Genomic DNA, 24,135 nt, shown 5'->3' with positions numbered 1-24,135 from the left:
AGCGACTCAAATTTAAAAAGCTAGAGTTCCATAATTGGGAATCTCTAGCTTTTTTGTGACTGAGAACTATTTTGTCTCAGACTCTTTTACTTATAGTTCAACTTTCTCCACCCCAGTCTCCGTCAGTCGGTAAATCTTCTGACAGACTTCTTTGAGAAAGATCCGATCGTGGGAGACAGCGATAATGGCGCCGGGATAGCTGGCCAATAGTTGGCGAACCTGGGGCTGAGAGATGGGAGAAAAGTTGCGGGTTGGCTCGTCCAGAAGGAGGACATTGGGACGGTCTAGGACTAGTTTGAGCAGGAGGAGCTTGGCTTTCTGACCTCCGGAAAGCTGCCCAATCGAGTGGCGAGCCTCGTCGCGCGTGAACTGGAGACTAGCTAGATGGGTCAGAATTTTCTCCTCCTGAGCCTTGTCGCTAGAGGGAGCCAGAAAGTCCAAAGGACTGCTCTCATCAGCCAGCAAGTCGCCATAATGCTGGGGCATGTAGCCGACCCGCATATCTGTCCGCTCACGCAGAATCTTCCATATTTCCTTAAGCAGAGTAGACTTGCCTGAGCCATTAGCACCAATTAGTCCAATTTTTTCCTGGCCGCAGACCTCCAGAGTCAGGTTCTGCGCCAGTTGTCGTCCGTCTACTTCCAGTTTTATGCCTTCTAATTTTAGGATTCTTTTGGTCAATGGCAGAGCTTCTATGTTTGAGAAGTGAAGGCTGATAACATCTTCCTGTGTTGGGATTTCAGTCATTTCAGCGCCTGCTTTTTCAAATCGTTTGCCCTGCGAAAGAACGTTTTTCATCTTCTTAGCCACCAGTCGACCTGCAGTAGCGTCATGGGTGTTTCGTAAAGTATGCTCCACACTCTGCTTAACCCGTCGGTGTTTTTCCATGGTCTTAGCGTGTTCTTCCCGCTCTTTCCGTGCTAGTTGTCCTTGTTTCTCAAAGGCCTCCTGACGTTGCTGGCGGTAATTTTCATAGTCCAGACTTTTGACGCTGGTTCTAGCCTCCTGTTTCTTTTTGATTCGCTCCAGATGAACAATCTTGGTCGCAGCTTGAGCGAGAAAGTGCTCGTCGTGAGAGACGAAAAGGACCGTTCTCTGGCTGTGGCTGATAAAGTTTTCCAGCCAAGTCAGAGTTTCGATATCAAGGTCATTAGAGGGCTCGTCAAGAAAGAGAATGTCCCAATCAATGGCTAGTTTCTTGATAAGCTGGACCTTGAGTTTTTCTCCTCCAGATAGGCTAGCGAGCTGCTGCTGACTGGCAAAATGCTGGCTGTCAAAGTTGAGCTCCCCAGCAAAGCGGTAGAGCTTGGTATAGTCCAGCTCGGTTTCAAAATCAGCAAAGAAATAATCATTGAGCGTCAGTTGGGCATCCTCTGAAGGCAGTTGCTGGGGCAGGTAAACAGCAGCAGTATAGGACTTATCAATCTGCCCGCTGTAGCTGACATAGGAATTGACAAGCTGCGCGTCTAGCAGGAGCTTGAGCAGGGTGGACTTGCCATTGCCCTCTTCACCGATAATAGCGACCTTGTCTCCTTGATTGACAGTCAGCGACAGATCTTTGACTAACTCTTTCAGGTCTTTTAGGTGGGTAATGGTTAGATTTCTTATTTGCAGCATAGATGTCTCCTTCGTTTTATAACACAAAATACAGCCCTGCTTTATTTAGCAGAGCTGTTGAGATTGCACAAAGAAGACACAGGAGTGTCCAAGTAGGGGCATTCGTTTGTAGACTTCCATCTTACACTGTCATAGGAGCGACAGGATTGATCTAAAGATAAGCAAATAGGAGCTTGAAAGCACAAAAAAACGAAAGTCCCGCGGATATGCAGAAACATGACAAAATCTACTAAATAAAGTTTCCTTTAAAAAATAGACTTAATTTTTCATGTCTCCGTGTACCTCCGAAATCATTCTATCTTTAGTCTAGCAAAAGGAGCAATATAAGTCAATAAAAATCCTGAAAGATTACTTTCAGGATTCGTCATATCTATACATTAAGCACCTTGTCCAAGAAGTCCTTGAGACGTGGATGCTGAGGGTTATCGAAGATTTGGTCTGGTTTGCCGTCTTCTAGAAACTCACCGTCAGCGGTAAAGATGACGCGATTAGCGACCTGACGGGCAAAGCCCATCTCATGGGTCACAATCAGCATGGTCATACCTTGCTGAGCCAGATCTTTCATAACGTTCAACACGTCGCCGACCATTTCAGGGTCAAGGGCAGAAGTCGGCTCATCAAAGAGCATGATGTCTGGGTTCATGGCAAGACCTCGGGCGATGGCAACCCGCTGTTTTTGTCCTCCTGACAGGCTGTCAGGATTGGCATCGGCCTTATCCGCCAAACCAACCTTCTCCAGCAGCTCCATGCCTAGTTTATCAGCTTCGGCTTGGGTCAGTCGCTTGTGCTCAACTGGAGCAAAGGTGATATTCTGTAGGACGGTCATGTGTGGGAAGAGATTGAAGTGCTGGAAGACCATTCCGATATCTTCACGCACATGATCCACATTCGTAGTCTTATCTGTCAGATCATAACCATTGACGGTAATCGTTCCACTAGTTACTTCTTCAAGCAGGTTCAAGCTGCGTAGGAAAGTTGATTTCCCAGAGCCAGAAGGGCCGATGATACAGACGACATCCCCCTCGTAAAACTTAGCAGTGATACCCTTCAGAACTTCGTTTTCTCCATAGTATTTATGTAAATCATTCACATCAATTTTTAATTTTGCCATTACTTAATCCTCCTTTCTAAGCGTTTTGCCAAGCGAGTCAAGAGTGTGATGATGACCAAGTAGAGCACTGCTAGGATGGCATACATCTTGAAGCTCTGATAGTTACGGGCAATGATGATTTTACCTGTTTGGAAGAGCTCAACAAGCCCAATCGCCGATACGATAGTTGTATCTTTGAGGGCGATAACGAACTGGTTGACAAAGTTTGGTAGCATAATCTTGGTTGCTTGAGGCAGGATAATCTTGCGCATGGTCTTTCCATACGAAATCCCTAGACTTCGGCTAGCTTCCATCTGTCCAGCTGGAACGGCTTGAATCCCTCCGCGAACAATCTCGGCGATATAAGCACCAGCATTGAGTGACAGGGCAATTGTTCCTGCGACAAAGTCGTTAATCGGACTTTGCTGACCAGTCATAGACTCAAGGAAGTTTGGAATTCCCCAGAAAATGAAGGCTGCCAGAATCATGAGTGGGATACCACGAATAACATCGACAAAAATTTCTGAAATAATGCGAAGCGCTTTGATTGGGCTGACGCTAAACATCCCAAAGATAATCCCGATGACCATGGCAATTGCAAAAGAAAGAAGTGCCAGAGCGATAGTGACACCCAGACCGCTCAAAAGTTGTTTGTAATTGTTTTGGAGTAGTCCCCAGATGGTTGTTTCGTCAACGGTCGTAGAATCATCTTTGTCAGCTGATAGATATTTATCAAGGATTTCTTGGTATTTACCATTCGCTTTCAGATTGGCCAGACCGTTATTGAACATTTCAATAAGCTCAGAATTGGTTCCTTTTTTCACTGCAAAAGCAACTTCACCACTAGGAGTTCCTTTAATTGGTGTTTTCATTTTCTTGCCTTGGTTGATGGCATATTTGACAACGGGCTCATCGTCCATAATGGCAGCGACAGAGCCAGAGTTCAGACTATCATACATCGAAGAACCGTCTGAAAAAGTTTTGATTTTATAGCCGTATTTGCTTTGATTTTCGACTAGGAAGGTTTGGGAGGCTGTCCCGTTTTTGACTCCAACGGTCTTTCCTTTCAAGTCGTCATAAGAGCTAATAGTGCTTGATTCTGTCACAGCAAGAATGGAGTTAGCTGTGTAGTAAGGATCAGAGAAATCAAAGGTCTCTTTACGAGCATCTGTCACAGACATTCCGGCAATCATCCCGTCAGTTTGGCCAGATTGAACAGCATTGATGGCAGCATCAAAGCCAGGGTTAGAAATTTCAAGTGTAAAACCTTGGTCTTCAGCAATGGCTTTAATCAAGTCCATGTCAATACCAGTGTAATGGTTGCTATCATTTTGGAAAACGAAAGGAGCAAATGATGAGTCACTGGAAATCGTATATTTAGCTTTGACTGGGGTGGCTTTTTGTCCAGATTTGGTTGTTGTTTCTGGCACTGCAGAGTTTGACGAACTGTTTGAGGCAGAAGTCCATTTGCTGATGATGTCTTTCAATATCCCATCTTTTTTCATTTGAGCCAATGCTTCGTTGAACTCAGTCACTAGGTATTCGTATTTGCTGCCTTTTTTGACACCAAATGCAAAGCTACCAACAGCCTCACCCTTCATTGAAATTTTCAAATCTTGACCTTGGCTGATTGCGTATTCAATGACGGGTTGGTCATCCATGACCGCGTCAACCGCTCCAGCTGACAGACTATTATACATGAGATCACCCGTATCAAACGTTTTGATGGTGAAGCCATACTTATCTTTGATTTTTTCAAGGAAACGTTGCGCGGCAGTACCGTTTTTGACACCGACTGTTTTTCCTTGGAGTTGGTCATAGGATTTTATTGTATTAGCCTTAGTCGTTGCAATGACAACTTTTGTGTCATAATATGTATCAGACATGGTAAAGACTTTTTCGCGTTCAGCAGTCTTGGTCATACCTGCCATAATGGCGTCGGCTTGTCCCGCTTGGACCGCATTAACAGCAGCGTCAAATCCAGGGAAGGACATATCGATATCCCATCCTTTGATTTCAGCGACCTTATTGATAATGTCTACATCAATTCCTTTGTATGTTTGGTCGGAATCTTTAAATTCAAAAGGCGCATAAGCCGTGTCAGATACGATTTTGATTGTATCTGCATGAATTGTTGTTCCTAATACAAAGATAGGGAATAATGCTAGCAGAAAAGCTATGATTTTTTTCTTCATACTTTCTCTCCTTTGGTAGAATATTGTCTGATTATATCAGAAAAATTTGAGAAAGGCAAATATTTTTTGAATTCCATGTTATATTTTCTAACACAGAGCAAAAACAGTGCCAATGTTAAGCGCTGTTTTACTTTGCTTGGATAATATGCTAGAATTGAGACACACTTGTGGATTTGAAGGAAATTTATATGAAGGAAATTAAAAGTGATATTTTGATTGCCCAACAAATAGCGACTGTTTTGAAAACTGGGGGAGAAGCACTCGCCATTGTTGTAGGTGCTTATAAAGATGAGCAAACTAAACTTTTGGGAAATGATTCTGCACATTATGCAATAGAGCTTTCTCAAAGCAAAGCTAAGGATATTTCTGTTGCTATTCAATCAGTTTGCACCAATATCCAAAGCGTTGCAGAGGAATTTCAAGCTATTGATGAGGCTAGTGCCAGTAGATTTCAGCTGATGGAGGGCCGAAATCGTGAATAAGGAGCAGAAGCTCAATGAGCTGAGAAAAGAGGAAGCACGGCTGTTTCGACAGGAGGAAAGATTGCTGAAGGAAAAAAGGTTGCTGGAGAATCAAACAGAAGGTTTTGAAAGGTATTGTTCAGATGCACAAACTCAGCTCTGGGATTCTTTCGAGACCTATCCTTCTTCCAGAATCTTTTTTGAGCAGTTGCAGTCAGTGGCATTCTATGAGTCATGTATGATTTCTGAAAGCTTCTTAGATGATTTGGATAAAGTGAATCTTCAAAAGTGGAAGTTAGAAGATGATTTAAATGATTTCTATCACGAGGGTATCAGAATCAACCAAATGGAGGATGAAGAAGATGGGAATTGAAGTTTATTGCGGAAGTTTAGATGCCCAGGCCGAGAGTACAACAATTATGACTAAAAACCAGTTGGAGTGCTATAAAGAATTGGGGAAGGCTCTGGAACAAGCGGAGAATTCTGCATCCTCCTTATCTGGTAAAGCTTATGATTCTTTTAGAGCTTTTATCAGCGATGTCATTGTTCCTTTAAAGGAAGCAGGAATAGCCTTATCTGAAGCGACTCAGATAGATGTGCAGTCTCTTCCAAAGGACTATCGTACACAAGTTGCGGATGAGGATTTGCAAGAGGATAAACTGGTAGAGGATATTCAGCGTTATGATCAGCTTCTTGCAGCTAATCTAGATTTGCTAGATGTTATTGTGACAAGTAAGTCCACTAGTCCTGGTAGTTTTCAACGGCTACAGGGACTGCAGAAACTGAACGACACCTATACTGCAGCTCGAAAAGAGCTTCAGGAAAAGTTGGATAAACTCAGAGCTTTTAATGCTAGTTCTCCTGAAATATTTGGAGATATTGCCGCTTTGGCGCAAGCAATTGATACTGGTGTGGGGCAGCTAGCTAGCTCTTGGGATGTTAATACAGGGACCTATAGTATTCCTGCGGATTTATCGTGGACGACAGTAGCGGGAGAACTAAAAGCAAATCGTGCTTTTGCTAAGAAATATCAGATTGAGCGACCGCACAATCTGTCATGGAAGGAATACAACTCTTATATCACAGGTCTGCGCCAACAGGCCGAAGAGTTGAAGAAAGTTGATGGCTGGGATGATACCGCGGTAAAAAGTTATGTCACTCAGATTAAATCAAGCACAGCAAAACTTCAGACGGGCCAAGAGTTCTACAATAAACGTGACGAACTCTATGCTCAGACCAAGGAAGTGGGCTCAGATGTCTATACGACTGTGTATGTAGCGAGTGAACTGGATTCCAGACAGAAGTTAAAGTTAGTACTTAAGCATTTAGGGGCTGAAGTAGATGAACATAATTTCATGTATTTAACTAGTGCTACTCATAAATTTTCTGATAAAATGGCGCCTCATGGAGATTTTTTGATGTATTTTAGAAAAGATGTAATTTTGACTTTTAAGGATAAATCGCTTAAGGACGATAAATCTGGGTTAGGTCAGCAGATTCACCTTTTCCGCTATTATCTGGATCGTCAAGCAATTTACTATATTCGAAATAACTATGAGGGAGCTAGCGATTATGAAAAACTTTTGACGTATGGCGAAGAGCAAGGTATTACCTTTGATTATACAACGGGAGCTAACTATCACAATCGTTATGATAAAGATACAGATATTTTTAGACGTCCTTACAATATGAAAGTTCAAGTTCCTAAAGAAAACACAGTTCGTTCAAAAAAAGATTTAAATAATGCTCGGATGGTCGAATTTATTGTGAATCTCGAAACAGGAGAATTTGAGACTCAATGGGATGCCTATGATCAGCATAAATTGCCTGATGGTAGATACGATTCCAATCCAGAACATTATACTCATGATGAATTGCATGAAATTGCTAACACGGAATCCTTTAACTACGGTCCATCAAAAGGGAATAATGACGCAGTCAAAGGAATTTATGCCGGTCAACATAATAGATTGGATGTTACGCAGCCGGCAGACTCTGAACTCAGGCAAAAAGCCAAGAATATCTTCAAATCTGAAGGAGATTTGGGTAAAAAGGGCGGCCAGTATGCAGATATTGTAAAAGGAGGAGGACACAAAGATTATGAAGCTTGGCAAGAAAAAACAAAGGGCATGTCCGAAGATGAAAAAGTGGCAGAGTATGATAAATATAAAGAGTATGCTAGTGGGATCAAGCTTAGTAATCATGGTTATTCTGGTTATACTCATAGCAAACAATATCAAAAAGACCACGAGTGACGCATATTCAATTTTATCAAATAAGAGATTTATTTTTGTTAAAAGCATGTCAGATATTGAGGCAAACAATGATTTTGGAACAGGATTTGATTTAAAAGATAAAGAGTTTTACTATGCTCATGGAGCTGCGATTAAAGACAATAAACTTTTTGGGGGGAGTAGTTCATACGGAGTAAAGGAGTATTTTGAAAGAGCACTAAATAATGAAATATCCTCAATTCTTCTTAATTTAGATGTTAGTCCTGATGAAATAAAAAATCAAACTATCAAATTACTCGCTCACCTGAATCGCTGGTAAATAAATCCTTATTAAAAGAAAAATATCCACCCGAATTTGAGTTACAATACTTCTACAGGGAAGAAGATCAGTTTTCAAAGGTGCGCATCACATACAACAAAGAATTTCTGCCAACCAAGATAGAATGGTATTACAAAGGCGAGGAAGGGCTTAAGTGGTACACTTGGCGGACTTATTCTTATCCCTTCAAGAATAAGGCAGAGTTTGATAAACGATTAGACGAAGAAATAGCCAACATTGAAGAGATTGCTAGAGAAAACGAAGGGGATTGATAGGTTTTTCTATTTTTTCATACCAAAGAATCAATGAAGAATAAGATGAAGAGGATTAGATAATTGAAACTTGGCAAGAAAAATGAAGATCATGTTTGATTGCGTTTGTTCAAAAACCCAAGTTTATAAAGAATAGAGGTGAGGATTGTGGCAAGGGCTTTGATTTATAGAATAAAAAATTTTCAAATCCTAATCAGGCAGCTATAAAAGATGCTTCTCTTTTTGACTCTTCTACAATAATATATATGATAATTTAAAAAAGGAAGGAACATGTTTATGTTTAAATCGCGTATGTTGGACAATATTAAACTGTCTCGCTATATACCGGCCATTTGGTTGGCAGTTTTACTTGCGATTGGTTTTGTCTATTTAGGAGAAATAATTGCATTTGCTGGAATGATTCCGGTCGGGCTTATCATCGGGATCTTGCTTGGTCTTGCAAATCCAGCAGCTGATCGGACGGCAGTTATGGAAGTGGTCGGACATTATGGTATCTTTTTTCAGCTGGGTAGTTTTTTCTTTATTGGTCTAGTTGTTTTTTTCTGGGTCAAGTTTGGAGAAAAGAGACCTTTTTCCAGTCTGGGCTTCTTTAAGAGAGGATGGCTGAAAGAGCTGGGCAGAGGCTTCCTGATTGGGGCAGCACAGTTTTCGCTCGTCGTCGCTTTGCTATTGCTAACGGGTACGGGAAGCCTAGAATGGTCACAGCTTAGCTTAGAACCATTTCTCTTTATCCTTGCTTTGATTCCTTTTTGGATCCTTCAAGGGGGAGCGGAGGAGTTGGTTACTCGTGGCTGGCTCTTTCCAGCAGTTAGCGCTAAGTCAAATATCTTCATTGGGATCTTGATTTCTAGTGCTCTATTCGGGGCATTGCACCTTTTTAATCCTGGTGTGACAGTCCTTTCCATTGTCAATATCGTGCTAGACGGTATCTTTGCTTGTTTCCTTATGCTCAAGTATGACAACATGTGGGTATTGGCTGGCATGCATGGAGCTTGGAACTTTGTCCAAGGAAATATCTATGGCATCCAGGTCAGTGGTCAAGGAGCTATTGCCTCTGTCTTCAACTACACTTCCCAATCTTCTATGGACTGGCTTTCTGGCGGTGCCTTTGGCGCAGAAGGCTCTGTTATTACCAGTATCGTTTTGATTGGCTGCATTGTCTATCTTTACTGGTCACTGAAAAAAGAAAATCGCCTGCCTCAGGCACTAATGTTTAAAAAATAAAAATTTCGCTCAGTTAAGTAAGCTGGGCGTTTTTTATGCTGATTATCGAGATGAATGGCAATAGGTAATTTATAGTAGAGAAGCGGATTCCTAAGCTAGAGCCAAATCCAGAGAAAATAGGGCAAATATGGTAAAATGATAGAAGCAAAAGTTGAGGAATAAAAGATGATTAACAGAATAACAGATAATAAATTTGAATTGGTTTCCAAATACGAGCCTTCTGGTGACCAGCCCCAGGCTATCGAGCAGCTGGTGGATAATATCGAGGGCGGAGAGAAGGCGCAGATTCTTATGGGAGCGACTGGTACTGGTAAGACCTATACCATGAGTCAGGTTATCGCTCAGGTCAACAAGCCAACTCTGGTTATTGCCCATAATAAAACGCTGGCCGGCCAGCTTTATGGTGAGTTCAAGGAGTTCTTCCCCAATAACGCGGTGGAATACTTCGTTTCCTACTATGATTACTACCAGCCTGAAGCTTATGTGCCTTCTAGTGATACTTATATCGAAAAAGATAGCTCAGTCAATGACGAGATTGATAAGCTCCGTCACTCAGCGACTTCTGCCCTCTTGGAGCGCAATGACGTAATTGTCGTGGCTTCGGTCTCTTGTATCTACGGTCTGGGTTCGCCTAAGGAATACTCAGATAGCGTGGTTAGCCTACGTCCTGGACTAGAGATTTCTCGTGACAAACTGCTTAATGATTTGGTAGATATCCAGTTTGAGCGCAATGACATTGACTTTCAGCGGGGAAAATTCCGTGTCCGTGGCGATGTAGTGGAGATTTTCCCAGCTTCTCGGGATGAACATGCTTTTCGGGTGGAGTTTTTCGGAGATGAGATTGACCGGATCCGTGAGGTTGAAGCTTTGACAGGTCGAGTCTTGGGTGAAGTGGACCATTTGGCCATCTTCCCAGCCACTCACTTCGTGACCAATGAAGACCACATGGAAGTAGCCATTGCTAAGATTCAGGCCGAGCTGGAGGAGCAGCTAGCTATCTTTGAGAAGGAAGGCAAGCTCTTGGAAGCTCAGCGCTTGAAGCAACGCACAGAGTACGATATCGAAATGCTGCGCGAAATGGGCTATACGAATGGTGTTGAGAACTATTCTCGCCATATGGATGGACGGAGCGAGGGAGAGCCGCCTTATACCCTTCTGGACTTTTTCCCTGATGATTTCTTGATTATGATTGATGAGAGTCACATGACCATGGGACAGATTCGGGGCATGTACAATGGCGACCGCTCTCGCAAGGAAATGCTGGTTAATTATGGTTTCCGCTTGCCGTCTGCCTTGGACAACCGTCCGCTGCGCCGAGAAGAATTTGAAAGCCATGTTCACCAGATTGTCTATGTATCGGCTACGCCAGGCGACTATGAAAATGAACAGACGGATACTGTTATTGAGCAGATTATCCGGCCAACAGGACTTCTGGATCCAGAGGTGGAAGTCCGTCCAACCATGGGGCAGATTGATGATCTCTTAGGCGAAATTACTGCGCGTGCGGAGAAGAATGAGCGTACCTTTATCACAACCCTGACCAAGAAAATGGCGGAAGACTTGACGGACTACTTCAAGGAAATGGGTGTCAAGGTCAAGTACATGCACTCGGATATCAAGACCTTGGAGCGAACCGAGATTATCCGAGACCTGCGCTTGGGTGTCTTTGACGTTCTGGTTGGGATTAACCTGCTACGCGAGGGAATCGACGTGCCGGAGGTTAGTCTGGTGGCAATTCTTGATGCGGACAAGGAAGGTTTCCTCCGCAACGAGCGTGGCCTGATCCAGACCATTGGACGGGCAGCCCGCAACAGCGAGGGGCATGTGATCATGTATGCGGACACCATGACCCAGTCCATGCAACGGGCTATTGATGAAACTGCCCGCCGTCGGGCAATCCAGATGGCTTACAATGAAGAGCATGGCATTATACCGCAGACCATCAAGAAAGAAATCCGTGACCTGATCAGTGTGACCAAGGCTGCCCTGCCAGACAAGGAAGAAACCGTCGAAATCGAAAGCCTTAACAAGCAAGAGCGCAAGGACATGATCAAGAAACTGGAAGGCCAAATGCAAGAAGCTGCCGGCCTTCTCGACTTCGAGCTGGCCGCACAGATTCGCGATATGATTCTGGAAATAAAGGCGATGGGATAATGAAGGAGAAAAATGAAATGGATATATTGGATGATTATAAAAATGGTGGTTTGTATATTGAGTTGAAAAATACTATACAGTCTTTAGAGGATTTAGATAGTAAAGTAGAGATTATCAAGAACATAATGGAAGCTTTTTTCCAATTTTCTCCAAAAGAAAAATGGGAAAAATTAGAGACAACTTTATATATTTTATATGCATTTAGTAAATTTGTAGATATAACGATTTTTAAGAAAGTTTTATTAGAGGCAGAATTATTATTTAAAGAAAATAATGAAGGTATTCTATATAATTACTTTCGCTCTTTAAACAAATATTTGGGAAAAAATGTCGGAATTGAAGATTGCCAAGATTTTTTTAATGATGATAGTATTTTTGATACGATTATTAATCGTATCAAAAATCTTAATTTAAATAGTATTGATAAATTTGTTTGTTTTGATATGCTCGGAATAATGATAACTATATTTGAAAGAGATGATGATTTTGAGAGCGTAAAAGAAAAAATCAAACAAAACATTGATGTAATAATTAATAATATTCTTTCTAAGTTTCAAGATGAATTAATATTTGTTCAATATTTTGAACTTGACAATCTTGTAAATATTTTTAAATTTGATCATCTAAGTATAATTAATCGCTTTTGTAAAAATAATCCTGATAATTTTACCGTAGGGTCATATTTGTCGTGGTTAGAGACAAAAGATTCTGATATTATCAAAGAATCTATAGAAACACTTCAAACTATACTAAAATATACTGACTCAGATATTCTGAAAAATGAAATTTTTAGCTTATTAGAGAAAGTAGGTGAAATAAAGAATGAAAATGAAGAGAAAAGATATATACAAGATATTCAAGTAGATGAATTGGGAGAAATTGGAAATACTCTTATTGATGAAATTCGCTTTCACTTAACAATCAAAGCCCGAGATCTTGAGAATAGTGAAGAATATGGTCATTATACTAAAATTGAAACTTTGACGAATCATTTAATTAAAACGCTAAAATCAGGTGATTCAAGTGAATTAGCGTATTTAAGATTAACAAATTCTAAACAATTAAATGATCCTATGGAAGGAAGAGCCATTTATGACTATTTGGAAATAGAAAATTCCTCGGACTGCTATCAGAGTTCCAATGTCTTCCTATCTTCGATGACAACTATATCAGATAGTCTTCCCATGTGGAAAGAATATGCAGAAGAATCTAAAGGAGCATTTCTACAGTACGATAAAAAGTATTTACAACAAATTATTGAGCATGACTCCTTAGAGTTTGTGAGAATATTCTATTTAAACAGTACGAGAGAAGACGATTCTAATATTATACAAAAGCTTAATGACTTAAAAGAGTTAATTCAAGAATTAAAGACTAGACATACTGAAGAAAGTAGGAAGGTACAGTCAAGTATTTTTAAAAATTTAGCGAAAATATCCTATCTTTTTAAGGTATCTGATTATGAATATGAGAGTGAGTATCGTATTCTAATCAACTTTGATGATTCAGAAATTGAAGGACGACTAAATCCAAAACTCAAAACTGAAGATAAAATCGAACTTGAAGAATTAAAAGTTTTATCAGGTAGTATTGGACTCAGTGAAAATGAGGAATCTGGTTATAAAGATTTTAGGAAATATATTCACTTAGAATCAAGGGAGGATGGGCGATATGCTTTATTTGTATACATCAATCTGGCTCCTTTGAAATACTCAAAAGTCATCCTAGGTCCAAAGGTTACAGATGCAGACTATATTGCTCCTTATCTCAAACTTGCCAATCCTGATATAGAGATAGAAAGTTCAAAAATTCCCTATCGCTAGAGAAAATAACTATTTTTTAAATATACAAACAAGGAGCATTATATGCGTTATGTACTTTTACTCCGCGGCATCAATGTCGGCGGGAAAAACAAGGTCGTTATGGCTGATTTGAAGAAGGATTTGGCTGGGTTGGGTTTTGAAAATCCAGTTTCCTACATCAATAGTGGCAATCTTTTCTTTGATAGCGAGGAGCAGGAGGAGATGATTCGGGAGATTTTGACGGCTTATTTCAGTCAGTCTTACGATTTCCCTCTGCCTTTCGTCCTTGTCAGCTCTGCTATGCTTCAAAAAGAAACAGCCAATCTACCTACTTGGTGGCAGGATGAAACAGCTTTTCGGCGAGATGTTCTCTTTTATCTGCCGGAGACAGACAGGGAGAGTGTCCAAGAGCTGGCTGGCAGTTGGGCAAATGACAAGGAGCAACTGCATTTTGGGCAAACAGCTTTCTTTTATAGCAATGCTGACCAAGCGGACTATCTCAAGTCCAATTACCATAAGAAACTGCTTAAGTCTAGTTTTTACAAGCAGCTGACTATCCGAAACGGTAAGACCTTCCAGAAGATTGTGGAGTTGGTTCATGAGAACAAAAAATAAACTATTTAAGAGTTGATACACAAGCTTTTCTTTGACGATGAGAAGTCTAGATAAGAAATGTTAGAGTCGTTAAATGATAATTAAAAAGCCACTTTATTTTACTAAAGTGGCTTTTGTGCTTGCTCTGACAAATCTAAGGGCATAAAGGCGGCCATGACACGGCCGATGACCTTGGGTTCTTCCTGATGTGGGATAAATTTATCGCTGTATTTTTTATTGAGAGAGATGAGGCGGATGCCGGTTGGGTCATTGAAGACTCTTTTCAGAATTGTCTGACCGTCGTAATCAATAGCATAAATGGCGCCAGCAAATTCAAAATGCGTTTTCTTGATAAGAGCAACGGAGCCCTTTGGATACTTTGGCTCTAGCGAATCCGTGCGGATCCAGAGAGCAATATCATAGTCAATTTTTCTGTCCAGCCAAACCAGATCGCCCTGCTTTTTCTTATGGACAAAAGTATAGTAATCCTCGTAGACCATGTAAGGGAAATAGTTTTCTTCTAATTTCATTTCCAATTCTTGGTCTTTTAATTTTTTTTCAGTTAGTGCGAGAATCTCTTTCTGATTTTCCACGTCTAGATCTTGGTAGAGCTGAGTCAACTCGGTAAATTCCTGTGGAATATCTGCTGTGAGTCGGTAGCGGGGGTCAATTTCCTCTACTGTAATAGCAAAAAAATTAGCAATTTTTTCTATATTTGCTGCGATTGGCAGTGAAGTTCCTTTGATATAACCTGTCAGAGTGCTTGCTGGAATGCCAGTTTCTCTGGATAATTCAATTTGTTTTTTCCTTGCTCTTTGAGCAATTCTTTAATCTTTTTGGAAATAGTCAGCATTGCTGCTTTATCCTGTGGACTTGCCGTTCCTCTTCCTCTTGCCATGAAATCAACTCCTTTTCTCTCTTATTTTAGCGAATTAAATCGAAAAAGTAAAGAGCCGAATGCCAACATTCAGCTCAAAAGGTGAAGATTTAAATTTCGTAGCCCAGCAAGAGCCCGCCTTCTTCCGCATAAAAACTGCAAAGTCCAGAAGTTGGTAGGAATGAAATGTCGGCAGCTGGGAATTTTTCCTTGATGACTTCTGTAAATTGCTGGCAAAATTTCTCGTTATTGCGATGAGCAATGATAATGCGGCCGCCCTTATAGCCAGCTTTCAAAACTTCATCTACAGCAGCAGTCAGAGCTTTTTTAGCCCCTCTAGCCTTTTGGAGAAGTTCCAGAGTACCAGTCTCGCTGGCTTCGCCAACCATCCGAATATTTAGAAGTCCAACAACTGCACCAATCAGCTTATTGAGACGGCCATTTTTGACTAGATTATCTACCTTAGCCAGTACAAAGAGAAGTTTTGTATTTTCTTGATAGCGGGTGATGGCTTCAACGACTTGGTCAAAAGAAAGACCTTCTTTGATGAGTTCATTTAACTTTGTGATGATGAGATCGACTTCACCACCGGCCGAAAGACTGTCAATCACATGGATATGAGCTGTTGGATGTTCTTCTAAGAAGAGCTTTTTGGCTAGCTGGGCGCTATTGTGACTTCCAGAAAGGGCTCCGGTGATGGTCACGACAAAGATATTTTCAGCTCCTTCAAAGCTTCTGAGGTAGTCATCAGGGCTTGGACAGGCTGATTTTGATGCAGTTGAAGTAGCATACATTTTTTCCATCATGAGATCAATATCAAGATTTGCATCGTCCACAAAAATCTCACTATCCACCTGAATAGTCAGCGGTACGCTTTTAAAACTTGTATCGGTTGCTAAATCAGCAATCTCGCGGTAATCACAACCAGAATCGGCAATTATTTTCCAAGTCATTTTTTCTCCCCCTCATCAACCTTAGGCATTGACAAAGAACATGTCTTTTCTTACAATTATATCATGAAGATGGCTTGATATAAAGCCCTTACTCTCAGTTGATACAAGAAGAAAGAAATTGTCATGTCGGAAAAGAAAATATCAGAAAAATCACTTGCAAATTTAAAAAAACATAATCAAGAATCCAATCGCATTACAAAAGAATCTTTGGAAATTTCCTTGATGCAACTTTTAGAGAAAAAAGATTTGAAAAAGATTACCATCTCTGAGTTGGTGGAGCGAGCTGGGGTTTCGCGCGCAGCTTTTTATCGAAATTACACTTCTAAAGAAGAAATTTTAGAAGGAATCTTCAAAAATACGGTTCAGGGGATTGTTGATAAGCTGGAGCAGTTTAATTTCAAGACAGAAATGTACCAGATTTGGCTTTTTCTTTTTAAGGAAGCCAAGAAGGAAGCGCGTGTTATCAGTCTGGCTATTGATTATAATTTTGAAAAGTTGCTGACGCAGGCGGTCTTTGATTTCCTTGAAAAGCGCAGCAAAAGTGGGAAAAAGACAGCTAATTCCTATATGAATTCATTCTGGAGTTCTGCGGTTGTTTCGGTGCTTTCCAAATGGATCAAAGAAGGCATGAAGGTTCCAGCTGAAAAGATTGCTGCTTTGGGCATGCCGCTTTTTCCACAGAAAAAGAAGAAATAAGCTTGGGCTATGGCTATATAGTTTATAACTTTTACAAAGCAAAAAGAGCCGATCTCAGGCAAATTTTCCAAAAGGAAATGGTGAGATTAGCTCTTTTCATTGTTTTGTAGCTTAGTGTGCTACACGTTTGCGAGCGGCTTTTTTACGATTTTCTTCGATGAAGGCTGCTTTTTGTTCCTCAGGTTCGATGACTTTTTTCTTAAAGGCATAGACTGCACCAGCAACAGCAGCAACAGTACCTGCTACACCTGTAAGAACGCCTTTTCCAAATCCTTTAGCCATGTGATTTCTCCTTTTCTGAACTTTTATTATTTATGTTATAATTAATAGTAACGAAAAATCAAAATTTTTTCAAGGAAAAACGATGAAAACCAAGATAATTGTAATAGTGGGGCCGACGGCAGTTGGGAAAACGGCTCTGAGTATCGAAGTAGCCAAGCGCTTCGATGGCCAAATCATCAGCGGTGACAGTCAGCAGGTCTATCGTGGCTTGGATATTGGCACGGCCAAGATTCGTCCTGAGGAGCAGGAGGGCATTCCCCATCATCTGCTGGATGTGCGGGAGGTTGGTGAGAGCTACTCAGCCTATGATTTTGTGACTGAGGCGGCTCAGGCTATTCGTGAGATTGCGGCTCAAGGACAGCTTCCCATCATTTGCGGTGGCACGGGGCTCTATATCCAGAGCCTGCTCGAGGGCTACCATCTGGGTGGCTCCGTTTCTCACGAGGAGATTCTGGCTTATCGGGCACAGCTGGATAGTTGGTCGGATGAGGCTCTGTTTGGGAAAATAGCAGAGCTGGGAATCAAGATTCCTCAGATAAATCGACGCAGGGCTATGAGAGCGCTGGAGATTGCCCATCTGGGTGGTCCGCTAGAAAACAGCCAGCCAGACTATGAAGCCCTGCTGATTTGCCTAGATGATGAGCGGGAGCGACTTTATGAGCGGATTAATCAGCGAGTAGATCTGATGATGGAAACCGGACTTTTGGAAGAAGCCCGCTGGCTGTTTGAGCAAGCTCCGACCTGTCAAGCTAGCAAAGGTATCGGCTACAAGGAACTTTTCCCCTACTTTGAAGGCCAGATAAGTCTTGAAGAGGCGGTGGAAAAGCTCAAGCAAAATACCCGACGTTTCGCCAAGCGCCAGCTGACTTGGTTTCGCAACCGGATGTCTGTAACCTTTTATCAGGTGGGAAATCCAGACTATAAAAATCAGGTCATGGAAGACATCAGGAAGTTTTTGGACAAGTAACTGGCTGACCAAGTCTTAGTAAGGATATGAGATGATAGAAACAGAGAAAAAAACAGAGCGTGTCTTTTTGGTCGGTGTGGAGCTGGCAGACACGGAGAATTTTGACCTATCCATGGAGGAGCTACAAAGTTTAGCTAAGACGGCAGGGGCAGAGGTCGTCGGCTCCTATAGCCAGAAGCGGGAAAAGTACGACAGCAAGACCTTTGTCGGATCTGGTAAGTTAGAAGAAATCCGGCAGATGGTCGATGCCAAGGAAATCTCAACCGTTATTGTCAATAACCGCCTAACGCCCCGCCAAAATGTCAATCTAGAGGAAAGCTTGGGGGTCAAGGTCATTGACCGTATGCAGCTGATTTTGGATATTTTTGCCATGAGGGCTAGGAGTCATGAGGGGAAACTTCAGGTACATCTGGCCCAACTCAAGTACCTCCTGCCTCGCTTGGTTGGTCAGGGCATTATGCTCAGCCGTCAGGCAGGTGGCATTGGTTCCCGCGGTCCTGGTGAAAGCCAGCTGGAGCTCAATCGACGCAGTGTCCGCAATCAGATTCATGATATTGAGCGCCAGCTCAAGGCAGTGGAGAAAAATCGGGCAACCGTTCGTGAAAAACGGCTGGAGTCTAGTATTTTCAAAATTGGTCTCATCGGCTATACCAATGCGGGTAAGTCCACGATCATGAACTGCTTGACCAACAAGAGCCAGTATGAGGCGGACGAACTCTTTGCGACGCTGGATGCCACGACCAAGAACATCAACCTCAGTGGCCAGCTCAATGTCACTCTGACGGACACAGTTGGCTTCATTCAGGATTTGCCAACAGAGTTGGTATCTAGCTTTAAGTCCACACTGGAAGAGAGCAAGAATGTCGATCTGCTGGTTCATGTTATTGACGCCAGCGACCCTCATCATGAGGAACATGAAAAGACCGTTCTGGACATCATGAAAGAGCTCGACATGCTGGATATTCCCCGGCTGACTCTTTATAACAAAGCAGACAAGGCGGAGCATTTCACCCCGACCTTGACTCCTTATTCTTTGATTTCGGCTAAGGCGGACAATAGCAGAGCTCTTTTGCAGCAAGTCCTGCTGGAGCGGATGAAAGAGTTATTTTTGCCTTTTACTATCAAGGTAGCGCCGGCTAAAGCATACAAGATTCATGATTTAGAGAAAGTCGCGATTATGGGGAATCGAGAATACTTAGACGATGTCGAAGTCATTTCAGGCTGGATTGCCGAGAAAAACAAATGGAAACTGGAAGAATTTTATGACTGATTATATTGACTTGGCCCTGAAATACGGCGGTTTTACCAGCCTAGACAGGAACTACTTAGAGCAAGTATTGGCTGACCTGACAGAGGAGCAGAAGCTTAGCTTTATCACACCGCCGCCCAGCGTTATCAATGCTTACTTTGCTGAGCTTTATCAGAAGAAAAGTCCGGAAGCCGCGACAGCCTATTTTTTAGAAATCAGTCAGGCGCTGGACTTGTGGAATGCGGAGCCTAGCTTTGTAGAAAGCAAGCCTTTTGTCCGCCTCAATCTTTCTGGCAAGTCCTATGGATTTTGCTATGAGAGCGAGGGAGTCGGCTTGGTCTTCCCTGAAAAGCCAGAGCCGGTAACAGCTGACTTGCTCTTTGAAATCGCGCAAGTCTTTCCCCAGTATTTGGTCTACGAAGAAGCTGGGAGAATAAAAACGGCACCTCTCAAAGCTGAGTCTCAAGTCGTGGATAGTCAGGCGCTGACTGCTTTGACCGATTGGCAGCAGCTAGCGGATGGCAGCCAGAGAGTTCTGGGCTACAATCAAGATGAAGTCAGTCAGCTGGCTCAGTCCTATGCTGGCAGAAAATACTATCACTCGCAGAATCGCTCTGCCATGATTTATATCATTTAGAAAGAAAAACATGCAATTACAATTTTTAGGAACCGGAGCCGGTCAGCCGTCCAAGGCTCGCAATGTGTCTAGCCTTGTCCTCAAGCTTTTGGAGGAAATCAATGAAGTCTGGATGTTTGACTGCGGTGAAGGCACCCAGCACCAGATCTTGGAGACGACGATTAAACCGCGTAAGATTAGCAAGATTTTTATCACCCACCTGCATGGAGACCACATTTTCGGTCTGCCGGGCTTTCTGTCCAGCCGCTCCTTTCAGGCCAATGAAGAGCAAACAGACCTAGAGATTTTCGGTCCCAAGGGGATTAAGAACTTTGTCCTGTCTAGCCTGCGCGTGTCTGGTTCTCGTCTGCCTTATCGGATTGATTTTCATGAGTTTGATGAAAACAGTCTGGGTAGGATTTTAGAAACGGATAAATTCACTGTTTATGCGGATAAGCTAGACCACACGATTTTCTGCGTGGGTTATCGGGTCATGCAGAAAGATTTGGAAGGAACGCTGGATGCGGACAAGCTGCGGGCGGCGGGTGTTCCCTTTGGTCCCCTCTTTGGTAAGGTCAAGAACGGTCAGGATATTGTCCTAGAAGATGGTACCAAAATCATTGCAGCCGATTATATCTCAGCTCCTCGTCCGGGCAAGACCATTACTATTCTGGGTGATACTAGGAAGACTGCTGCCAGCGTCCGTCTGGCAGTGGCAGCAGATGTGCTGGTCCATGAAGCAACCTATGGCAAGGGAGATGAAAAGATGGCTCGCAAGCATGGCCATTCGACCAATATGCAGGCCGCAGAAGTAGCCAAGGAAGCTGGTGCTAAGCGCCTCCTCCTCAATCATATCAGTGCTCGCTTTTTGGCTAAGGACATTAGCCAAATGCGCCGCGATGCCAGCGCTGTCTTTGAAAAGGTCCATGTGGTCAAGGACTTGGAAGAGGTGGAGATATGAGAACCATCATCATCACAGGGGCTAGCGGTGGGTTGGCTCAGGAAATGGTTAAGCTCTTGCCCCATGACCGACTGATTTTGGTCGGTCGGAGCAAGACTAAGCTGGAAAAACTCTATGGAGAAAGAGAAAATCTTGACCTAGCGGAGCTGGATATCACAGATAGCTCAGCTTTGGAAAGATTTGCTGAGCGGATTGACAGCCAGTACGGTCGTGTTGATGTCCTAGTCAATAACGCTGGCTATGGGATTTTTGAAGAATTTGATAAAATCAGCTCAAACGATATCGAGGCCATGTTTGAGGTCAATACCTTTGCCCTCATGAACTTGTCTCGTATCTTTGGATCTCGCATGAAGCAGGCAGGTCAAGGACATATCGTCAATATCGTTAGTATGGCCGGCCTCATTGCCAGTAGCAAGTCCAGTCTTTACTCGGCGACTAAGTTTGCGGCTATTGGCTTTTCTAATGCCCTGCGTTTGGAACTCCTGCCTTTTGGGGTCAATGTCACGACGGTTAACCCAGGTCCTATCAAAACAGCTTTTTTCAATCAGGCAGATCCTGATGGTTCCTATGTAAAAGCGGTCGACAAGTATATCTTGGGGCCTGACTTTGTAGCGAGTAAAATTGTCAGTTCCTTTGGCAAAAAGAAGCGGGAAGTAAATCTGCCTGGCATTCTCAATCTTGCCCATAAGCTTTATACGCTTTTTCCAAGAATTGCCGACAAGATGGCAGCCAATATGTTTAACTATAAGTGAGGTTTTATGACAGCTAATCTACAAGCCTACAAGACTCATCTGCAAGCGCCTTGGGGCAAACTTCAGTATGATATTGTTTTTTCTTTTCTTAAATCGCTGAAGGGACAGAAAATCCTAGATTTCGGTAGCGGTTTTGGGATTGTGGCTGATTTTCTAGCGGAAAACAACCAAGTGACCGCTATCGAGCCGAGCTCAGAAATGATTGCTGAGCGTAAGCAGGACTTTTCCTATGAGCAATTGCAAGGTAGCTTGGAGCTTCTGCAAAAATTGCCAGACCAGTCTTTTGATGTCATCATCTGCCATAATGTTTTAGAGTATGTATCTGAGCCTGCTCTCTATTTGACAGAATTTTCCCGCCTCTTAAAAAAGGACGGCAAAATTTCTCTGGTTAAGCATCACGAGGTTGGGCGCATTATGCATACAGTGGTTTTTGAAAATGACCCAGAAAAAGCCCAGCAGCTTTTAGCGGGTCAGGAATATCAAACCCACAGCATGGGAGCTGCTAAGGTCTATCAGGTTTCGGAAGTGATTTCAGGTCTGCCATTAGAAGTTGAGGATTATCAGGGAGTACGGATTTTTTATGGCTTGCAGGCCAATGACTACAAAGTGGCCCCTGACTGGGCTGAAAAGATGCTTGAGATGGAGCTGGCTGTCTGCAACCAATCACCTTATCGAGACATCGCTGCCTTTCAGCATGTTTGGCTGAGGAAGCACTAAATCTATCCGCTAAGCAATCTTCCTAGGGAGAATATTTATGGCAGAAAGAAATGTCAGAGAGCCTGAGCAACCGGTCAACTACGCCATGCTCAGTTTGTTTCAGTACCTGGCTTCAGTTTTAGTAATCTTGGTGCATTGCCATCGGCTTTTTGAGAATGAAATTCTCCATTTCACTCAGAAAAGTATGTTTGGTCGTATGGCAGTGCCCTTTTTTCTGATTTCATCAGCTTTTATGGTTAAATCCAGCTTGGCTAAAAAGCAGGAAATGAAGCTGTATATTAAGCGTGTTTTGAAGCAGTATCTTTTGTGGAGCGGGATTTATGTCCCTTATGCCTTAGCGTATTTTTGGACCTTGCCACTTCCTAAACATTATGCTCCTTTAGGCCTATTGGCTGGTCTCTTGTATATCGGTTTATGCTATCAGCTTTGGTATATTCCTGCCTTTCTCTTGGGACTTTTACTTGTTCACTATTTTTATAGAAAATGGGGTGCTAGAAAGACGGGGCTTTTTCTACTCCTGCTTTATGTAATCGGCTCGATTGAGACATACTACGCTTATTTTTCAAATAGCTGGCTTACCCTGTCTTTTGATGCCTATGCTAAAGTTTTCTTCACCACCCGAAATGGCCTTTTCTATACTCCCATTTTTGTTTACTTGGGTTATCTCCTTTATGATTATCAGCATTTCAGCCTTTTCAGGGACAATTATGGAAAAAAGCTATTCTTGTCTGGCCTTCTTTTGCTACTAGATGGCTGGATTGTCTTTATTCACCAAGGAATTGATAAGAACTTCTTTTTGGCTTTGCCTATTTTTTCATTGTTTCTGGTGAATTGGGTTTTACGGACCAAGGTAGGTCAAAAGTGGCGTCTTTATCACCTTAAAGAATTGAGCGTTTTATATTTCTTTTTGCATCCAATTTTTATAGAATCCTCTTTTTATCTGCTCCAGAAGACCGATTTTGCCAAATGGCAGCAGGGAAGGATTGTCTTTTTGCTAACTTTGCTCTTGACTCATCTAAGTGCAGAAGTCATTTTATTGGCTCGGAAGCGATTGTTCTTAAAGACAAGGAGATAAGATAGCTAAAGAAAGCTACTTGGTCGGATATACTGATTGGAGCAGCCCAAGCTAGTAAGAGAAAATCCAGCAAAATTGCCCTTGCTCAAATTTTAATCCAGTGAGGAAGTAAAACATAGAGTGATGGAACAGAAGAAATATTCCGTGCCTTTTTCTTCTGTTCTGTTGCTTTTTCATGTTATAATATTCAGACAAGATTGAACGGAGAAAGTGTTTCACTCATCATGATTAGCTCAAAATATGACTGGCAGTTTGCCACTAATTTTACAGACGAAAAATTTTTAAAAAAGGCTAAGAAAGCTGGATTAGAACCTGCCGCTGCCAGTCTTCTATATCAAAGAGGTGTGCAGACTGAAGAGGCTTTACAGGAATTTTTGGAGCCTAGTTTAGACCAGCTTCACAACCCTTATGACCTGCATGATATGGAGCGGGCAGTGGAGCGCATTCGCTCAGCGATTGAGAATTACGAGCAGATTTTGATCTATGGTGATTATGATGCTGATGGGATGACCTCGGCATCTATTGTCAAGGAAGCATTGGAGCAGCTGGGGGCTGAGTGTCAGGTCTATCTGCCCAATCGCTTTACGGATGGCTATGGTCCTAATAGCAGTGTTTACAAATATTTTATTGAAAATCAAGGCATCTCGCTCATTATTACAGTAGATAATGGAGTGGCGGGCCTTGAAGCTATCGAGCTGGCCCAGTCTCTCGGCGTGGATGTCATCGTGACGGATCACCACTCCATGCCCGAGGAGCTGCCAGATGCCTATGCGATCGTCCATCCGGAACATAGCGGAGCGGATTATCCTTTCAAGCATTTAGCCGGTTGTGGGGTGGCTTTTAAGCTTGCAACAGCCTTGTTGGAAGAAGTCCAAGTCGAACTTTTGGACTTAGTTGCTATCGGTACCATTGCCGACATGGTCAGTCTGACGGGGGAAAATCGGATTCTAGTCAAATACGGCCTTTCCGTCCTCAAAAACACCCAGAGAGTAGGACTTCAGGAACTCTTCAAAATCGCAGGTATTCAG

General features: G+C 42.5%; 23 protein-coding genes and 1 pseudogene. 18 read left to right on the top strand and 6 right to left on the bottom strand.

Annotation, left to right across the window (positions count from 1 at the left end; translation table 11 throughout):
* Positions 1 to 90 precede the first annotated feature (90 nt).
* From STRDD04_RS01340 to STRDD04_RS01330, 3 genes are all read right to left on the bottom strand, one after another.
* Complete coding sequence (locus STRDD04_RS01340) at positions 91 to 1,617, bottom strand: ATP-binding cassette domain-containing protein (RefSeq protein ID WP_062198675.1); 1,527 nt, start codon at positions 1,615 to 1,617, stop codon at positions 91 to 93.
* Positions 1,618 to 1,987: 370 nt separating this feature from the next.
* A complete protein-coding gene (locus STRDD04_RS01335; RefSeq protein ID WP_062198673.1) occupies positions 1,988 to 2,728 on the bottom strand; it encodes an amino acid ABC transporter ATP-binding protein in 741 nt (246 codons plus the stop codon).
* Positions 2,728 to 4,902 (bottom strand): ABC transporter substrate-binding protein/permease, encoded by a 2,175-nt coding sequence (locus STRDD04_RS01330; protein ID WP_062198671.1) that lies wholly within the window; start codon positions 4,900 to 4,902, stop codon positions 2,728 to 2,730. Before STRDD04_RS01330 ends, STRDD04_RS01335 begins: the two co-directional genes overlap by 1 nt.
* A gap of 188 nt (positions 4,903 to 5,090) precedes the next feature.
* Between STRDD04_RS01330 and STRDD04_RS01325 the strand changes: the two genes are divergently transcribed.
* The 9 genes from STRDD04_RS01325 (at position 5,091) to STRDD04_RS01290 (ending at position 13,983) form a co-directional block, all read left to right on the top strand.
* Complete coding sequence (locus STRDD04_RS01325; protein ID WP_062198669.1) at positions 5,091 to 5,384, top strand: TIGR04197 family type VII secretion effector; 294 nt, start codon at positions 5,091 to 5,093, stop codon at positions 5,382 to 5,384.
* Positions 5,385 to 5,445: 61 nt separating this feature from the next.
* Positions 5,446 to 5,736, top strand: a complete 291-nt coding sequence (locus STRDD04_RS01320) for a flagellar hook-associated protein (RefSeq protein ID WP_231853861.1) — start codon at positions 5,446 to 5,448, stop codon at positions 5,734 to 5,736.
* Complete coding sequence (locus STRDD04_RS01315) at positions 5,726 to 7,618, top strand: DUF3114 domain-containing protein (RefSeq protein WP_062198666.1); 1,893 nt, start codon at positions 5,726 to 5,728, stop codon at positions 7,616 to 7,618. The genes STRDD04_RS01320 and STRDD04_RS01315 overlap by 11 nt, the downstream gene beginning before the upstream one ends.
* Before the next feature lie 46 nt (positions 7,619 to 7,664).
* The gene (locus STRDD04_RS11290; protein ID WP_231853860.1) at positions 7,665 to 7,916 is read left to right on the top strand and encodes a hypothetical protein; all 252 of its coding nucleotides are present in this window, start codon (positions 7,665 to 7,667) and stop codon (positions 7,914 to 7,916) included.
* A gap of 80 nt (positions 7,917 to 7,996) precedes the next feature.
* Positions 7,997 to 8,188 carry a hypothetical protein gene (locus tag STRDD04_RS11285; protein ID WP_231853859.1) on the top strand — a complete coding sequence of 64 codons (192 nt, stop codon included), beginning with the start codon at positions 7,997 to 7,999 and terminating at the stop codon, positions 8,186 to 8,188.
* Positions 8,189 to 8,464: 276 nt separating this feature from the next.
* Entirely contained in the window at positions 8,465 to 9,412 is a 948-nt protein-coding gene (locus STRDD04_RS01305) for a CPBP family intramembrane glutamic endopeptidase (protein ID WP_062198664.1), read from the top strand.
* A gap of 165 nt (positions 9,413 to 9,577) precedes the next feature.
* Positions 9,578 to 11,566 (top strand): excinuclease ABC subunit UvrB, encoded by a 1,989-nt coding sequence (uvrB, locus tag STRDD04_RS01300; RefSeq protein WP_062198662.1) that lies wholly within the window; start codon positions 9,578 to 9,580, stop codon positions 11,564 to 11,566.
* Between the two features lie 17 nt (positions 11,567 to 11,583).
* The gene (locus STRDD04_RS01295) at positions 11,584 to 13,389 is read left to right on the top strand and encodes a DUF2971 domain-containing protein (protein ID WP_231853858.1); all 1,806 of its coding nucleotides are present in this window, start codon (positions 11,584 to 11,586) and stop codon (positions 13,387 to 13,389) included.
* A gap of 42 nt (positions 13,390 to 13,431) precedes the next feature.
* On the top strand, positions 13,432 to 13,983 hold the full coding sequence (locus tag STRDD04_RS01290; protein ID WP_062198660.1) for a DUF1697 domain-containing protein: 552 nt from the start codon (positions 13,432 to 13,434) through the stop codon (positions 13,981 to 13,983).
* Positions 13,984 to 14,084: 101 nt separating this feature from the next.
* Here the strand turns inward: STRDD04_RS01290 and STRDD04_RS01285 are convergent.
* Both STRDD04_RS01285 and STRDD04_RS01280 read right to left on the bottom strand, forming a co-directional pair.
* Positions 14,085 to 14,860 (bottom strand): annotated as a pseudogene (locus STRDD04_RS01285) (XRE family transcriptional regulator).
* Between the two features lie 89 nt (positions 14,861 to 14,949).
* Positions 14,950 to 15,792, bottom strand: a complete 843-nt coding sequence (locus tag STRDD04_RS01280; RefSeq protein ID WP_062198658.1) for a DegV family protein — start codon at positions 15,790 to 15,792, stop codon at positions 14,950 to 14,952.
* Positions 15,793 to 15,915: 123 nt separating this feature from the next.
* Here STRDD04_RS01280 and STRDD04_RS01275 point away from each other — a divergent pair, with 123 nt between their 5' ends.
* Positions 15,916 to 16,488, top strand: coding sequence for a TetR/AcrR family transcriptional regulator (locus tag STRDD04_RS01275; RefSeq protein WP_062198656.1), 573 nt, complete (start codon positions 15,916 to 15,918; stop codon positions 16,486 to 16,488).
* A 111-nt stretch (positions 16,489 to 16,599) separates the two neighbouring features.
* On the opposite strand, the gene STRDD04_RS10480 is transcribed toward STRDD04_RS01275, so the two are convergent.
* Entirely contained in the window at positions 16,600 to 16,770 is a 171-nt protein-coding gene (locus STRDD04_RS10480) for a DUF3042 family protein (RefSeq protein ID WP_072074172.1), read from the bottom strand.
* A gap of 82 nt (positions 16,771 to 16,852) precedes the next feature.
* On the opposite strand from STRDD04_RS10480, the gene miaA reads away from it, so the two are divergent.
* The 8 genes from miaA to STRDD04_RS11280 form a co-directional block, all read left to right on the top strand.
* Positions 16,853 to 17,737 carry a tRNA (adenosine(37)-N6)-dimethylallyltransferase MiaA gene (gene miaA, locus STRDD04_RS01270; RefSeq protein WP_062198654.1) on the top strand — a complete coding sequence of 295 codons (885 nt, stop codon included), beginning with the start codon at positions 16,853 to 16,855 and terminating at the stop codon, positions 17,735 to 17,737.
* 31 nt (positions 17,738 to 17,768) lie between these two features.
* Complete coding sequence (hflX, locus tag STRDD04_RS01265) at positions 17,769 to 19,007, top strand: GTPase HflX (protein WP_062198652.1); 1,239 nt, start codon at positions 17,769 to 17,771, stop codon at positions 19,005 to 19,007.
* Positions 19,000 to 19,623 carry a hypothetical protein gene (locus STRDD04_RS01260; protein ID WP_062198650.1) on the top strand — a complete coding sequence of 208 codons (624 nt, stop codon included), beginning with the start codon at positions 19,000 to 19,002 and terminating at the stop codon, positions 19,621 to 19,623. Before hflX ends, STRDD04_RS01260 begins: the two co-directional genes overlap by 8 nt.
* Before the next feature lie 10 nt (positions 19,624 to 19,633).
* Complete coding sequence (gene rnz / locus STRDD04_RS01255; protein ID WP_062198648.1) at positions 19,634 to 20,563, top strand: ribonuclease Z; 930 nt, start codon at positions 19,634 to 19,636, stop codon at positions 20,561 to 20,563.
* On the top strand, positions 20,560 to 21,315 hold the full coding sequence (locus STRDD04_RS01250; RefSeq protein ID WP_062198646.1) for an SDR family NAD(P)-dependent oxidoreductase: 756 nt from the start codon (positions 20,560 to 20,562) through the stop codon (positions 21,313 to 21,315). The genes rnz and STRDD04_RS01250 overlap by 4 nt, the downstream gene beginning before the upstream one ends.
* A 6-nt stretch (positions 21,316 to 21,321) precedes the next feature.
* On the top strand, positions 21,322 to 22,032 hold the full coding sequence (locus STRDD04_RS01245; RefSeq protein ID WP_062198644.1) for a class I SAM-dependent methyltransferase: 711 nt from the start codon (positions 21,322 to 21,324) through the stop codon (positions 22,030 to 22,032).
* Between the two features lie 37 nt (positions 22,033 to 22,069).
* Positions 22,070 to 23,107, top strand: coding sequence for an acyltransferase family protein (locus STRDD04_RS01240; RefSeq protein ID WP_062198642.1), 1,038 nt, complete (start codon positions 22,070 to 22,072; stop codon positions 23,105 to 23,107).
* 224 nt (positions 23,108 to 23,331) lie between these two features.
* Positions 23,332 to 24,135: single-stranded-DNA-specific exonuclease RecJ (locus STRDD04_RS11280; protein ID WP_231853857.1), on the top strand; the 804-nt coding region annotated here is incomplete at its 3' end.

Origin of the sequence: Streptococcus sp. DD04, assembly GCF_001578725.1 — a bacterium.
GTDB classification, from domain to species: Bacteria; Bacillota; Bacilli; order Lactobacillales; family Streptococcaceae; genus Streptococcus; species Streptococcus sinensis.
Note: the sequence above shows the minus strand (reverse complement) of the source record. Positions and strands in the feature narration are given on the sequence as shown.

Coding starts and splice junctions, on each gene's coding strand:
- STRDD04_RS01340 (WP_062198675.1), bottom strand. CDS start 1,617: ATGCTGCAAATAAGAAATCTAACCATTACCCACCTAAAAGACCTGAAA.
- STRDD04_RS01335 (WP_062198673.1), bottom strand. CDS start 2,728: ATGGCAAAATTAAAAATTGATGTGAATGATTTACATAAATACTATGGA.
- STRDD04_RS01330 (WP_062198671.1), bottom strand. CDS start 4,902: ATGAAGAAAAAAATCATAGCTTTTCTGCTAGCATTATTCCCTATCTTT.
- STRDD04_RS01325 (WP_062198669.1), top strand. CDS start 5,091: ATGAAGGAAATTAAAAGTGATATTTTGATTGCCCAACAAATAGCGACT.
- STRDD04_RS01315 (WP_062198666.1), top strand. CDS start 5,726: ATGGGAATTGAAGTTTATTGCGGAAGTTTAGATGCCCAGGCCGAGAGT.
- STRDD04_RS11290 (WP_231853860.1), top strand. CDS start 7,665: ATGTCAGATATTGAGGCAAACAATGATTTTGGAACAGGATTTGATTTA.
- STRDD04_RS01305 (WP_062198664.1), top strand. CDS start 8,465: ATGTTTAAATCGCGTATGTTGGACAATATTAAACTGTCTCGCTATATA.
- uvrB (WP_062198662.1), top strand. CDS start 9,578: ATGATTAACAGAATAACAGATAATAAATTTGAATTGGTTTCCAAATAC.
- STRDD04_RS01295 (WP_231853858.1), top strand. CDS start 11,584: ATGGATATATTGGATGATTATAAAAATGGTGGTTTGTATATTGAGTTG.
- STRDD04_RS01290 (WP_062198660.1), top strand. CDS start 13,432: ATGCGTTATGTACTTTTACTCCGCGGCATCAATGTCGGCGGGAAAAAC.
- STRDD04_RS01280 (WP_062198658.1), bottom strand. CDS start 15,792: ATGACTTGGAAAATAATTGCCGATTCTGGTTGTGATTACCGCGAGATT.
- STRDD04_RS01275 (WP_062198656.1), top strand. CDS start 15,916: ATGTCGGAAAAGAAAATATCAGAAAAATCACTTGCAAATTTAAAAAAA.
- STRDD04_RS10480 (WP_072074172.1), bottom strand. CDS start 16,770: ATGGCTAAAGGATTTGGAAAAGGCGTTCTTACAGGTGTAGCAGGTACT.
- miaA (WP_062198654.1), top strand. CDS start 16,853: ATGAAAACCAAGATAATTGTAATAGTGGGGCCGACGGCAGTTGGGAAA.
- hflX (WP_062198652.1), top strand. CDS start 17,769: ATGATAGAAACAGAGAAAAAAACAGAGCGTGTCTTTTTGGTCGGTGTG.
- STRDD04_RS01260 (WP_062198650.1), top strand. CDS start 19,000: ATGACTGATTATATTGACTTGGCCCTGAAATACGGCGGTTTTACCAGC.
- rnz (WP_062198648.1), top strand. CDS start 19,634: ATGCAATTACAATTTTTAGGAACCGGAGCCGGTCAGCCGTCCAAGGCT.
- STRDD04_RS01250 (WP_062198646.1), top strand. CDS start 20,560: ATGAGAACCATCATCATCACAGGGGCTAGCGGTGGGTTGGCTCAGGAA.
- STRDD04_RS01245 (WP_062198644.1), top strand. CDS start 21,322: ATGACAGCTAATCTACAAGCCTACAAGACTCATCTGCAAGCGCCTTGG.
- STRDD04_RS01240 (WP_062198642.1), top strand. CDS start 22,070: ATGGCAGAAAGAAATGTCAGAGAGCCTGAGCAACCGGTCAACTACGCC.